This is a genomic window from Alcanivorax sp., from assembly GCF_002726155.1.
In the GTDB taxonomy this organism is placed as follows: domain Bacteria; phylum Pseudomonadota; class Gammaproteobacteria; order Pseudomonadales; family Alcanivoracaceae; genus Alcanivorax.
The window spans coordinates 1-12,979 of sequence record NZ_PBSH01000016.1; the positions used below are offsets into that span (position 1 = coordinate 1).

At 55.3% G+C, this 12,979-nt stretch carries 14 protein-coding genes; 10 read left to right on the top strand and 4 right to left on the bottom strand.

All coding sequences use genetic code 11. From position 1 onward, the window contains the following. The first annotated feature begins 111 nt into the window (after positions 1 to 111). The 8 genes from CL546_RS04540 (at position 112) to CL546_RS04575 (ending at position 4,473) form a co-directional block, all read left to right on the top strand. Positions 112 to 735 carry a suppressor of fused domain protein gene (locus CL546_RS04540; RefSeq protein WP_290493230.1) on the top strand — a complete coding sequence of 208 codons (624 nt, stop codon included), beginning with the start codon at positions 112 to 114 and terminating at the stop codon, positions 733 to 735. Positions 736 to 1,136: 401 nt separating this feature from the next. Further along, positions 1,137 to 1,481, top strand: a complete 345-nt coding sequence (locus tag CL546_RS04545; protein ID WP_290493232.1) for a hypothetical protein — start codon at positions 1,137 to 1,139, stop codon at positions 1,479 to 1,481. 52 nt (positions 1,482 to 1,533) lie between these two features. Beyond that, positions 1,534 to 2,022, top strand: a complete 489-nt coding sequence (locus tag CL546_RS04550) for a hypothetical protein (RefSeq protein ID WP_290493234.1) — start codon at positions 1,534 to 1,536, stop codon at positions 2,020 to 2,022. A 107-nt stretch (positions 2,023 to 2,129) separates the two neighbouring features. After that, complete coding sequence (locus CL546_RS04555) at positions 2,130 to 2,540, top strand: VOC family protein (RefSeq protein ID WP_290493236.1); 411 nt, start codon at positions 2,130 to 2,132, stop codon at positions 2,538 to 2,540. Between the two features lie 115 nt (positions 2,541 to 2,655). Further along, entirely contained in the window at positions 2,656 to 3,048 is a 393-nt protein-coding gene (locus tag CL546_RS04560) for a hypothetical protein (RefSeq protein WP_290493237.1), read from the top strand. A 151-nt stretch (positions 3,049 to 3,199) separates the two neighbouring features. Continuing rightward, positions 3,200 to 3,454: a type II toxin-antitoxin system ParD family antitoxin gene (locus CL546_RS04565; RefSeq protein WP_290493239.1), complete on the top strand. Its 255-nt coding sequence runs from the start codon at positions 3,200 to 3,202 to the stop codon at positions 3,452 to 3,454. Beyond that, positions 3,454 to 3,750, top strand: a complete 297-nt coding sequence (locus CL546_RS04570; protein WP_290493241.1) for a type II toxin-antitoxin system RelE/ParE family toxin — start codon at positions 3,454 to 3,456, stop codon at positions 3,748 to 3,750. The genes CL546_RS04565 and CL546_RS04570 overlap by 1 nt, the downstream gene beginning before the upstream one ends. A 357-nt stretch (positions 3,751 to 4,107) precedes the next feature. Continuing rightward, positions 4,108 to 4,473 carry a hypothetical protein gene (locus CL546_RS04575; RefSeq protein ID WP_290493242.1) on the top strand — a complete coding sequence of 122 codons (366 nt, stop codon included), beginning with the start codon at positions 4,108 to 4,110 and terminating at the stop codon, positions 4,471 to 4,473. A 117-nt stretch (positions 4,474 to 4,590) separates the two neighbouring features. Here CL546_RS04575 and CL546_RS04580 read toward each other — a convergent pair whose 3' ends face one another. From CL546_RS04580 to CL546_RS04590, 3 genes are all read right to left on the bottom strand, one after another. Next, positions 4,591 to 5,961: an oxygenase MpaB family protein gene (locus tag CL546_RS04580; protein WP_290493244.1), complete on the bottom strand. Its 1,371-nt coding sequence runs from the start codon at positions 5,959 to 5,961 to the stop codon at positions 4,591 to 4,593. Between the two features lie 255 nt (positions 5,962 to 6,216). Next, on the bottom strand, positions 6,217 to 6,813 hold the full coding sequence (locus CL546_RS04585) for an HD domain-containing protein (protein ID WP_290493246.1): 597 nt from the start codon (positions 6,811 to 6,813) through the stop codon (positions 6,217 to 6,219). A 10-nt stretch (positions 6,814 to 6,823) separates the two neighbouring features. Further along, complete coding sequence (locus CL546_RS04590) at positions 6,824 to 7,609, bottom strand: class II aldolase/adducin family protein (RefSeq protein ID WP_290493248.1); 786 nt, start codon at positions 7,607 to 7,609, stop codon at positions 6,824 to 6,826. 128 nt (positions 7,610 to 7,737) lie between these two features. On the opposite strand from CL546_RS04590, the gene CL546_RS04595 reads away from it, so the two are divergent. Further along, positions 7,738 to 8,430: a Crp/Fnr family transcriptional regulator gene (locus tag CL546_RS04595; protein WP_290493249.1), complete on the top strand. Its 693-nt coding sequence runs from the start codon at positions 7,738 to 7,740 to the stop codon at positions 8,428 to 8,430. A 182-nt stretch (positions 8,431 to 8,612) separates the two neighbouring features. On the opposite strand, the gene metG is transcribed toward CL546_RS04595, so the two are convergent. Further along, positions 8,613 to 10,646: a methionine--tRNA ligase gene (metG, locus tag CL546_RS04600; RefSeq protein ID WP_290493251.1), complete on the bottom strand. Its 2,034-nt coding sequence runs from the start codon at positions 10,644 to 10,646 to the stop codon at positions 8,613 to 8,615. Between the two features lie 204 nt (positions 10,647 to 10,850). On the opposite strand from metG, the gene CL546_RS04605 reads away from it, so the two are divergent. Further along, positions 10,851 to 12,950 carry a hybrid sensor histidine kinase/response regulator gene (locus tag CL546_RS04605; protein WP_290493252.1) on the top strand — a complete coding sequence of 700 codons (2,100 nt, stop codon included), beginning with the start codon at positions 10,851 to 10,853 and terminating at the stop codon, positions 12,948 to 12,950. The last annotated feature ends 29 nt before the right edge of the window (positions 12,951 to 12,979 follow it).

The window sequence follows — 12,979 nt, forward strand, 5'->3', positions numbered from 1 at the left end:
CCTCGGCTGAAGCGGGCGCTTTCGGAGTCACCTAACAATTAGCTGCACAGGAAAATTTACTCGCGAGCTCGCAATTTTCCTGTGAGCTAGGCGTTATGCGAAGGAGAGAGAATGAGTTTCCTTGAAGAATCATGGGAAGAAAGAGAAGAGAAATCCTACAAAGAAATATTTGGTGATACGGGACCAGGTATATTCCCTCTATCAAATGAAATATTTGATCGAATGAATGCAAAGAGCATCGATCCTCGCTGGCTTACCCATGGTGTTTTTAAATGTCCGCCAACAGGCAATAGAAATACTTGGGCTTATGTAACCTCGGGTATGTCAAATCCTTGGGAGACAGAAGAACCTGAAGAATACTCTGGTCTTGGCGTAGAGTTTCTAATGGAAACGGAAAATGAGGAAAGCTGGACCATTGAGGTTCTTCAGACGTTAATGGCTTATAACTTATTACTGGCAGCAGGCCAAATGGGCGATTTTCCTCCACTCGATTACGGTCATCGAGTGCCTTTGGCCTTGTCTGAGTCTATAAAAGCTATCATGTTTGTTCATCCTGTTAATTTTACCGACCACTTTTCCATCAAGTCAGGTCGAGTTGATTTGTTGCAGGCAGTGGGTATCACTCCTTCGGAGTTGGAAGCAGCTAAGGAAACGTCATCTGAAGCAATCAAACAAAAATTAGTTAGCAATACTGGTGGGCTAGTTACGTCAAAGGAACGAGCTAGTGTTGCCTGAATCGCATAACAAGCAAAGGCAGCGGACGCCAAAAACGGCGCTCGCTGCTTTGGGCGTTATAAGCGAAAGTGATCTATGAATTTTGGCATGGCTTATACATTGTTATCGATCTACTTTGTGGTTAGTGTCGCAGCATCATTTCGTACGCTGCGTTCTGACTATTTCGGCATATGGCAGAAGGTGGCGCAGATATCAATTGTGTGGCTCCTACCAGTTATTGGTGGAGTGATTCTGTGGATGCTTCATGGGAGTTTGAGCCGGGGGCCGAAAAGAGCTTCCAGGAAATTTGGGGGTGGTCCGGTGAGCTCGGGAAATATCCAGCCAGGAGATAGTCATGGAAACTCATAACAATGCCATGAATGCGACAAGCGCATGATGGCCGGCGTTATGGTTGCTAAGCTATGAAGAAAACTATCAAGGTAGAGCGCCTGTCGTCGATAACATTGCTAAAGATAATGTTGATCACATCCCTTTTCCCCTGGGTATTGATCGATACAGTTGTAATTCTTTTTCATCTGTTTAGCGGCGATTTCATTGTGAACTACACTCAAGGTGAGAGTGAAAACGCGGTGCCACAACAAGTATCGTTAGCAAAGTTTGTGTTAGTGTCCTACCCAATTATTGTTGCACTAGGAGCATTCTTCACTGCAATGCTATGGCTGCCTTGTGCGTTTTCTCTCTGGGTATGGTCGAAAATTTCTAAGATGGATATTTCTTATTATGAGGCTCCAGATAAAGAAACATAACAATAAGCAGCAGGCCGACCTTCGGCGGCTGTGCTGAGCGTTAGGATAAAAAATGGACAGTTTGATTATTTCCTTAGGTATAGGGATAAGTAGCAGCCTTTTGGCTACCGCTCTATTTATCTTAGTGAGTGAGTTTTTCAGAAGAAAAATTCTTCCTTGGTACGCCGACAAAATATATAGAGGTGTGAGAATTGATGGGGAGTGGGGAGTTGTCGAGGCTCTAGGGGTGAATCTAAAAGATCAAAACAAGTCTATGACCCTTTCTCTCGTGCAACGAGGCGACGTAATTGTGGGAACCTATTCTCACAGAGATGGTGATGAAGAAATTGATGAGTATATTGTCCAGGGTAGAATTAGGGATATGTATTTCCTTGCTACGGCTATCCCGAAGTCCAATCGGCACGTAGATGCTATCACGTTGCTTCTGCATATAAGTAACGTTAAATCAAAACTAATTATGGCCGGCGGGCTCCTCTATCAAGCCAAACCAGGTGAGGTTGATAGCACTTTGGGTATTGAGTTTCAGTGGAAGAAATCCTAACAATGCCAGGCACGGCGACGCCTTTTTCGTTGCGGCTTTGCCTCCACTACAAAGGCGCGCATGCTGGCGGGCGTTAGGCATCAACGGTTTTGTAAGGGGTACCGGCAATGAGCGTTCAACTTGACCACGCGATAATTCCAGTTCGGGATAGAAGGGCGGCGGCCGAGTTGCTCGCCTACCTTCTGGACGTTCCATGGGCGGAGTCGGGAGTTGGACCGTTTTCTCCTGTTTACGTGAACGACGGACTGACCTTAGATTTCGACCAAGCTGACGGTTCCTATCCCGTCCAACACTATTGTTTTCGGGTAAGCGAGGAGTGGTTCGACGGGATCATAGCCAGAATCAGGGCTAGGGGGATCGAATACAGAAGTACGCCCCACGGTCCAGTAGATATGGAGATCAATACGCAACATGGCGGGCGAATCGTGTACTGGAACGAGCCTGACGGCCACGTGTGGGAAGCATTGACGGTGAGCTATGCTCGACAACCCCGGGAAGGTACGGACAATGATGCCTAACAAAGGCGATGGAGGCCGACGCTTGGCCGCTTCCTCTTTTCGCTTCCGCTCCAGCCAGTCGCCGTCAAGCGCGGCTCATCGCCAACGTTATGCGCTATAGGTTTCGAGGTGGGCAATGAATAAGGAGCAGCTTCTTAGATTGCTTGGTTCTCTGATTCGGGTCTCAGATGGTGAGTTGGTTGAGAACAAGTCTTGCTTTCCTTGTCCTGAGCGTGATCGAGAAAAGTACATCGTCGTGCGAGATTGCATCCAGAAAATGGTTGCTGAGGCAGACATTAGCAGATCTGATTCTTTCCAAGATGAAACAGCAGGGAAGTCGGAGGAGTATTCTGCAATGAAAGCTAGGATCCTAGGCGCTCCCACTAAAAGAGCGGAGCATAGGAGTATGCTTCTAAGTAAGTTAACTGACATTGGGGCGGTGGATAAGGCAGGCTATTTCATAAATGCTGAGCATCGCGGTTTGCATAATGAACTCATTCGTGCGCTTTCTGAGTGTCATGACGCATAACAAGCGGCGCCAGGCGGATCAAATTTCCGCTCGTTCCTCTCTCCAATTTGCCCGCTGCGCCGGGCGTTGGGCGGCAAGAAGATGAGCATTGATTCGGCGCGAGGAAGGGGTATGATAATGTCATACCTCTGCCGTGTTAGGAGTACCAGCCATGAGCATGCACCGGAAAACCATCACGCTGACCGAACAGCAAGACGGCTGGGTAAAAGCCCAGATTGAAAGCGGCCACTTTGGCAACGATAGTGAGTATATCCGCGATCTCATCCGAAGGGACCAGCAGACCAAAGAACGTCTTGCCATGCTGAGGCAAGCTCTCGCTGAGGGTGAGTCCAGCGGGGAACCGAAACCGTTGGATATATCGGCTATCAAGGCGGCTGGCCGTAAGCGGATTAAGGCTACCGATTAGTGCTTACGTTGAACGTCACGCCGAAGGCGGAATCCGATTTTATCGGGATTTGGGTGTATGCCTGTGAAGAATGGGGCGTTGATCAGGCGGATAATTACGTGGATCGGCTTGAGGCCGGCATGAAACGGCTGATTGATCATCCATCGCTTGGCGCGAACTACGACCATGTTTTTTCTGGGTATCGCAAATTACAGGTCGAGCATCACGTTGTTTTTTATCGACTACTTGAGTCGGAAGTGCTCGTTGTTCGTGTTTTGCACGAGGTCATGGATGCACCGGAAAGGCTTCTGGAGTAGTCGGAGTTATATTTTCGGCGCGGCTTAAATATTTCCATCCAGCACCGTGCTGTTGTCTCCCAACAAGTAACTGCACTCGGGAAAATTACTCGCTGCGCTCCTGATATTCCAGAATCAATAGGGCCAGGTCTCCCATTTCCCATTGGCTCTTCGGCTTTCGGGAATCAAGATGTTGAGCGTCCCTGCGTTTTACCCTGACCTTTCGGCAGGCAATAAACGTTGTCGGATTACGCCTTTCAGGCTAATTCGACCTACACGAATATGCGGCAATGAGGAGTTTCTGCCCCTTGTCGCTGCGAATGAATCGCTGCCTTGTTGTGGTACAGTGGCCACAAAATCCCAACCCGGACCCTCCCTATGCTCGTCTACCTTCTGGTCGCCTGCGATCGCCTTGATGAAAAGCAGGAAAAGAAGCTCAAGCGGAACCTGACTGATCTGCAGGCCGCGTTGCAGGCGTATGCCGAAACAAATGAAGCTGCCACGCTGATGGATGACTGCGAGAGTGAGGATTGTGAGGACTGGGTGCTGGGTATTAGCTTGCCGGTGAAGAAAAAAATCCAGCTTAAAGATTCGGTGAATCTGTTTAATGACCTGGCCAAGCGATACCACATTGATTGTGAGGTGGGTTCCATTGAGGGCGGGCAGCGTGACCCGGTGAGTTATTTTGGCAAGCGGGAAGGCATTGGGGATGCGTTTCTGATTGCGGAGTATTTGGGAGTATAGCGTACTTGTCGGATTACGCCTTTCAGGCTCTCTGTGCCCTTGGGTGAATTCGACCTACAAAAACTGTGCTTCGTAGGTCGGGTTAGGCGTAGCCGTAACCCGACACCAGCGCCGCCTTCAGGCGGCGTTTTGCTGTTTGCTTTCCTGTGTTGTCGGGGCGTACTGATTGGCGTCGGTGGTGTATTCCGCGTGGCCATAGTCCACCAGTAGTGCCTTGATTCTCTTCACCAATATCTTGTCCGCCGCCTTGTTGATCACCGGGATGTCTTGCAGTGTGCGATAGACGATCAGCCGGGGTAGCACGAACAGGTTGCCTACGGTGAACAGGGCATAGTCTATCAGGTGCGGTTCCACGCCCATTTCTTTTGCTTTCGATTTGTCCTTGCGGCCCAGGAACGCCTGAGTAAAGAAGACTTTGGAAAAACTGCGCTCCACCCGGTTGTGCACTTTGCTGAGCAGCGTTTCGTCTTTGGGGCGATAGACCGACATGGTCGCGCGGGTGAGCTCGCCGCAGGTCTCGTCGTCATAGCCTTCGCGCAGTGTGCCTGAGTACGTGAGCATGGTGTCGATAATGTCCGGCGCCTCGGCGGGCAGCAGCTCTTCGGGTAAGCCCAGCAGGAAGCATTCATAGCGTGACAGCTCGACAATGGCTCGCTCGTTGGCGGTGAAGTGTTTGCGCCCTTTGCGCAGGGCCTTGAAGGCGGTGAGGTAGGCGGGCATGGTGCCGGCGGGCATCTGGTCTACCTGGGGAATGGGGATGCCGTAGACGGCCGGGTCCCAGGGGCCGCCTTTGTCGGTGGTGGCGCGTTTGATGATGTTGAAGCGCACCATGGAGTGCATCAGGCGCACCATGGCGGCGGCCTTGAAGCCGGGGCCGAAGCGTTCCAGTGCGCCGGGCAGGGTGGCGGTGGTGAAAAAGCTGGCGGTTTCGTTGATGCGCTGGTTCACCGAGTCATTGGCCAGGGTGCCGGTAATCGCCATGGGCAGGCCTGAGTATTTGTTCATGAAGGTGGCGACGAAGGCGCCACGAATTACGTAGGGGGCCAGGTTGACCATCTGGTTGCGGCTGAGGCGAGCCCCTTCACGCACCAGTTCCATGTCTACCCAGTCCGGTGTGGTTTCCATGGCAGTGATGAAATCGATCAGCTCCTGGGGCGCATTGTCCACGGCCTCCAGGCCTTCATCGCAGGCTTTCTTGAGCATGGTGATCAGATTGCGAAAGCCGTATTCCGGCATCAGCGCGGCATAGGCGTCGGAAACGGTATCGCCGAGCAGGGTGTAGGCCCGGGCCCGTTCCACTTTTTCCTTGTCGGCCAGAATGCCACCGCGGTATTGGCGGGAAAACTTTTCGGGCAGGGCACTGCGGGTGTGGATGTCGTCGGTAAAACGTTCCGGTGTGACATCGAAATCGATATCGCCATACAGGGAGGGGATGCGGGTTTTCTGCGCCCGCACTTTTTCCCAGAGTGCATCCAGTGACTGTGCCATCACTCACCTCTAAAACGGTATTTAATGTGTGTATACATTGGGTTTACTGCGTGCTGGTGACAATGGCAGGAAAGCACAATCGTGAGAACTTGCTGGTTTTTGGCCTGAATGGACAGAGGCGGATGCAGACAGGGGAAACACGGGGCAGGGCTTTGTTTTTTCAGGGGAAACGGTTGCCCGGTTGATGTTTATTATTGGCAGTGCCCCTCTTCCGATAGCGGGAGAGGGGCACTGGCGTGTGGGTGACGAGGCGGGTTATTCCTGCTCCGTCATCGCCTCTTTGTAGAGTGATTTACGCGGCTCGGCGAAGACCTTACGCAACATGGGCTCGAAGTAATCCAGCGGCAGGATCTCTCCCTCCGGATCGAACGCGGGGGAATCATACTTGCTGACGAACTCCAGGGTCTGCCGATAGTGCGGGTGATCCTTGAAGTTCTCGCGCATGTCGCGATCCATGCCCAGGTAATGGAAGAAGTAGTAGCCCTGGAAGATGGCGTGGTGTTTCACCATCCAGTGGTTGGCATCGCTCACGAACGGTTCCAGCAATACGGCGGCCACGTCGGCGTGATTGAAGGTGCCGAGGGTGTCGCCGATGTCGTGCAGCAGCGCGCAGACCACGTATTCGTCGTCCTTGCCGTCACGGTGGGCCAGGGTGGCAGTTTGCAGACAATGCTGGAACCGGTCGATCTTGAAGCCGCCGAAGTCGCCTTCCAACAGACGCAGGTGCGTCATGATGCGGTCAGATAGCCCCTTGCTGAAATCACCGAAGGACTTGGCAATGATCTGCCAGTCCTCGCCGGTGCCATCCTTCATATGCGTAAACTCGGCGCGCGGTGCGGTCATGTCATTCATGGTGCACTCCTTATTCCGCGTAGCCGGGATTGTTACGGTCCAGCTTGCGCAGCAGGCCGGGCCACGCCAGGTTGCCGCCCATGCCCTTGGTTACCTGCGATGCCTGTTGTTTGATGGTGTCGACGATGCCTGCGGGGATCGGGGTCAGCGGGCGGTTGCCGGAGAGGGCTTGCAGCTGGATTTCGCAGGCACGCTGCAAGATGAACATGCCCAGGAAGGTGTCAGCGATGGTGCTGCCCACAGTGAGAAGGCCATGGTTACGCAGAATCATAAAGTTTGCGTCGCCCAGATCGGCTTGCAGGCGCGCTTTTTCATCGTCGCGCAGGGCCACACCTTCGTAGTCGTGATAGGCCAGGCTGGCCAGCGGGAACAGGCTCTGCTGTGACAGTGCCAACAAGCCTTCCTGCTGGGCCGACACGGCCACACCGGCGGTGGTGTGGGTGTGCATGACACAGGCCGCATCGTCGCGCACGGCGTGGATGGCACTGTGGATGGTAAACCCGGCTGGGTTAATGTCGTAATCGCTGTCGTCCAGCTTGTTACCTTCCTGATCCACGCGGACCAGACTGGAGGCCGTGATTTCGTCGAACATCATCCCGTAGGGGTTGATCAGGAAATGGTGCTCGTCACCGGGGATACGGGCGGACAAGTGCGTAAAAATAAGATCATCCCAGCCGTGCAGGGCAATCAGCCGGTAGGCGGCGGCGAGATCCACGCGCAGTTGCCATTCTTCGGCGCTGACGCTGCCTTTCTTGGAGGGGATGGTAGCTGGGGTAATGGTGACCTGGCTGTTCATTGTAGCGCTCTCCCTTGTTGTGGGTCTTATGCGGGTCAGTGACCCTTATGAAGGTACTCTTTTTTAAACTCTCTTGAGTGTAGGCCCGGGGTTAGGGGGAAAACTGTCAACTGGTTTACAATTGCTTCATGACGGATGCGTACACGGTGCTGCGGCACTGTCCCTTACTGGCCGGATTTCCCGATGTTGCCCTGCATGAAGCTGCGCGGCACGCTCGGGTGCGCTCGTTTCAGGCCAACCAGCCGATTTATGAGAAGGGCGAGCCCCAATCGAACCTGTGTGTGATTGCCGAGGGCCTGGTGCGGATCAGTTCGGTGAATGCCCAGGGCCAGGAAGCCGTGCTGATTATTTTTGACAGGGGTACCTGGTTTGGCGATGCGGTGTTTTCCCCCGGTACCGGGCGGGTCTATGGCGCCACGGCTCATGAGGCAGCGGTGCTGGTGGAAGTGCCGGGTCCCTTTTTCCGCGACTTGCTGCAACGTTACCCGCAGAGCTACCCGGTGGTGCTGGATCTGATCAGCCAGCGGCTGTGGTCAGCTATTTCTATGATCGAAGAAGACGCGTTGCGGGGTACCCAGGCGCGGATAGGGCAGCGCTTGTTGTTTCTGTCGCAAATGCAACGGGGCGGCAAGCCGGAGGGCGGGCCGGTGACGGTGCGCCTGACCCGTGAACATATTGCCAATATGATGGGGATGACCCGCCAGGGCGTGCACCGGACGCTCAAGGCGTTTGAGGCGCAGGGCCTGATCACGCTGGGCTACGGGCGCATTACGGTTGAAGATGAGGCGGCGCTGCGGGAGCACCTGGCGACGCTGAATTGATGTTAATGGCAGGATGTCGGATTACCCCTTTCAGGCTCTCTGTGCCCTTGGGTGAATTCGACCTACCCGCATACGACTCGTAGGTCGTGTTAGGCCGCAGGCCGTAACCCGACATTCCTGCCGTGGTTTGATTTCAACAGACATAAAAAAACCGGCGCTAGCCGGTTTTTTTATGTCGCTAATTAGCGCACTTCCATGCCCGGTGTGGCGCCGCTATCCGGGCTGAGGATGTGAATGTCATCCCCGCCGGGGCCAGCGGCCAGTACCATGCCTTCGGAGACGCCGAACTTCATCTTGCGCGGCGCCAGATTGGCGACCAGGACGACCAGTTTGCCTTCCAGTTCTTCCGGTGCGTAACGCGACTTGATGCCGGCGAAAACATTGCGCTCGCCCAGCTCGCCCACATCCAGTGTCAGTTGCAGCAGCTTGTCGGCGCCTTCCACATGGGCCGCCTTGGCCACGCGGGCCACGCGCAGTTTCACCTTGAGGAAATCATCAATGCTGATGGTGTCGTCGCCTGCGTCCGCTTTTTTTGCGTCTGCTTTCTTGGCCTTGTCGGCAGCGGGGGCCGGCGTGCTGTCTTTGGAGTCGGCTAGCATGGCTTCGACCTGAGCCATATCAATGCGGCCCAGCAAGGGTTTGAACTTGGCGATTTCATGGCCTAACAGCAACTGGTCCGCGTCTGCCCAGGTAAGCGGTTCCACCTGCATGAAAGCTTCAGCACGCTCGGCCAAAGCCGGCAAAACCGGTTTCAGGTAGATCACCAGCAGGCGGAAGACGTTGATGGCGGTGCTGCAGATGGCCAGCACTTCCTGCTCTTTGCCGTCTTCCTTGGCCAGGCTCCAGGGCGCCTTGTCGGCGATGTAGCCATTGGCGTGGTCAGCCAGTGCCATGATTTCACGCATGGCCTTGCCGAATTCCCGCTTCTCGTAGAAATCCGCAATGCGTGGGCCCGCTTCCTGTACTTCGCGCACCAGCATCATGTTGTCCAGATCGGTACTGAGCGTACCGCCGAACTTTTTCACGAAGTTGCCGGTGCGGCTGGCGATGTTGACCAGCTTGCCGACCAGATCCGAATTCACCCGTTGAGCGAAGTCTTCCAGATTCAGGTCGAAATCATCCACACGACTGGAGAGCTTGGCGGCGAAATAGTAGCGCAGGTACTCCGGGCTCAGGTGATCCAGATAGGTGCGGGCCTTGATGAAGGTGCCGCGGGACTTGGACATTTTGGCGCCGTTCACGGTGACAAAGCCGTGGCTGTAGATGGCGGTGGGTTTGCGCAACCCGGCGCCGTCCAGCATGGCGGGCCAGAACAGACCGTGGAAGTTGATGATGTCCTTACCGATGAAATGATACAGCTCGGCGGTGGAATCCTTGCCCCAGTAATCGTCGAAGCTCAGGCCTTCGCGGTCACAGTAGTTCTGGAAGCTGGCCATATAGCCGATGGGGGCATCCAGCCACACGTAGAAATATTTGCCCGGGTAGCCGGGGATCTCGAAGCCGAAGTAGGGGGCTTCGCGGGAGATATCCCAGGGCTGCAGGTCTTCGATCCATTCCTGCAGCTTGTTGGCCACCTGCTCCTGCAGGGCGCCGGAACGGGTCCACTCGCGCAGCAGGGGTTCGAACTTGGGCAGGTCGAAGAATAGCTGGGTGGTTTCCTTTTCCACCGGGGTGGCACCGCTGACCGAGGAGTAGGGATCGATCAGTTCCGCCGGCGTATAGGTCGCGCCGCAGACTTCGCAGTTGTCGCCGTACTGGTCTTCGCTTTTGCACTTGGGGCAGGTGCCCTTGACGAAGCGGTCTGCCAGGAACATGCCTTTTTGCGGGTCGTACAGCTGGGTAATGGTCTTTTCCAGGATATAGCCGGCATCCTTGTTGCGCTGGAACACCATTTCCGACAACGCCCGGTTTTCGGGGCTGTGAGTGCTGTAGTAGTTGTCGAAATTGACCTGGAAGTCGGCAAAGTCCCGCTCATGGTCCGCTTTCACCTGGGCAATCTGCTGTTCCGGAGTGACGCCGTTTTCCTCGGCCTTGAGCATGATGGCGGTGCCGTGGGCATCGTCAGCGCAGACATAGGTGCATTGCTGGCCACGGAGCTTCTGGAAGCGAACCCAGATGTCGGTCTGGATGTATTCCAGCAAATGGCCGAGATGGATGGGCCCATTGGCATAGGGGAGGGCACTGGTGACCAGTATCTTGCGGGGAGTGTCACTCATGGGAACGGCGTCGTTTTCCAAAAAATGGGTGGCCTATGATACGGGTGCTGCCGTTGTTTTTCATCCTGTGTTATTTGCCATTTGCGGTGCAGATTTTGTGCACGTACTGACGGCCATACCGCGAACGGCACCGCTGAAGTGAACAGGCGTTGTGGCGTTGTGGCGATCTGCTAGGGTTTGCGGTTAGTTGTGAGGGGGTGGGCAATGTCGCTGAGAGTTCGTATTCGCTGGTTACTGGTGGTCTCTGCCGCTATCTGTGTGGCGCTGGCAACGGTGGCTCTGTATTGGGTAAACCTGTCGTTGGTGGATACCCTAGCGGAGCGCAATGCGGAACGTGAGCTGGGCAAGGTGGAGGCTGCTTTTCTCGACCAGTTGTCGGTGTTGCGGGTACGGGCACAGGACTGGAGCCAGCAGCCTGAACAGGCTCCGCTGAATCAGGGAGGGGTTGGCCACCTGGACCTGATGATGGCGCTGGATAACGATGCCATTCGTTGGGATAACGGGGAGCCGGGAGCGGATTCGCCGGTGTTCGAGACCTTGGCGCGGCGTTTCACTGAGCAGGGCTGCATGCCGATTTGGGGGGTGGTGAAGGTAGAGGGAAGGCCTTTGCTTTTCAGTACCGCGGTGGAGAATGGCTGTCAGGCTTATCTGCTGGGGGTGTGGCTGGATAGTGGTTGGTTGAGTTACCTGTCCGAGCGGGTAGGGCATGCCTTGTACGTGCAGGAGGCCCAGGGTGATGGTCAGTTAATTCGTGGTCTGGGCGAGGTGGAAGGCGGGCAGTTACAGGGGCGTTTTCCCATTCCGGATTTCCTCGGGGGCACGCCGTTGGCGGTGATTGTCGAGATCCCCCATGACGGTTACCAGAGCATGCTTTATGCGGTCTTGTTGGTGGCGTTGATTATGGTGGTGCTGACCTCGATAACCGTGTTCGTCATCAATTGCCGTATTCAGCCCATGCTTTTTGGACGCTTGAGGCTGGTGCATAACGCCGTTCGATCGATTGCCCGTGGTGGAGCGCTGGATCAGCGTGTACCGGTGCTGGGCCGCGACGAAATCGGTGTACTGGCGGAAGACTTCAACGCCATGGTGGACAGTATTCACCATGCCCAGACTCAGCTCGCGCAAGCCAGGATGCAGGCAGAGGATGCCAGCCAGACCAAAAGCCAGTTCCTGGCCAATATCAGCCATGAAATCCGCACGCCAATGACGGCCATTCTCGGTTACACCGAACTGCTGCGCGATGGCTCGCTGAGTGCCGCAGACAAGCGGCGCTACCTGACCATCATTCAGCACAACGGCGATGCGCTACTGGCGCTGATTAACGATGTGTTGGATCTGTCACGGATCGAGGCGGGCCAATTGCATCCGGAGCAACGGCTGTTCTCTGTGCGGGTGTTGCTCGATGAGATCCTCGACAGTCTGCAGTTGCGGGCCACCGAGAAAGACATTGACCTGCGTATCAATTACCTGACGGACATGCCGCCAACGGTCAGTGGGGATGCGTTCCGTCTGCGCCAGATACTGGTCAATCTGATTGGTAATGCGGTGAAGTTTACCGAGCGCGGGCGGGTGCATGTGGGGGTTAACTGGAATGAAGAGGCGTCGCGTCTGAATGTGTCAGTGGAAGATACCGGGATTGGTATCAGTGAAGGCGAGCTGAGCCGCATCTTCCAGCCCTTCTCCCAGGCTGATGCGTCGCATACCCGTCGCTATACCGGCACCGGTCTGGGGTTGAGCATTGCGCGACAATTGGCCCGTGCCCAGGACGGTGACATCCAGGTCTTCAGTACCCTGAATCAGGGTAGCTGCTTTGTGCTGGATATTCCGCTGATGCGTGCCTGTGACACGGTTTCACAAACTGCTGGCGACAGGCCGGATACCCTGCCAGCTTCCCGGGAAGCGCTGGCTTCGCTGCAGGGGGGGCGGGCGTTGTTGGTGGAGGACAACGAAGTGAACCGTCTGTTTGTCCGCAAGGTGCTGGAGCAGGTGGGCATGCAGGTCACCGAAGCAGAGCACGGGCGAGAAGCCTGTGCGGTCTTTAATGACGCCGGCGGCGCTTACGATTTAGTGGTGCTGGATATGCAGATGCCGGTGATGGATGGCTATGAAACTGCGCAGGCCCTGCGCGACCGGGGGTTTGACGGGCCGCTGCTGGCTCTGACGGCCAACGTGCTGGCAGTGGATCGCCAGCGTTGCCTGGACGCCGGTTGTGATGCCTTTCTGGGTAAACCGGTACGGGTCAGGGAGTTGCTGGCGGTGTGCGCGCAGCTCCTTAACCCGTCAGGTGTTTCCGTTAGCCGGTAATGTCTCTGGAAACCTGGGGAACCTCTGGA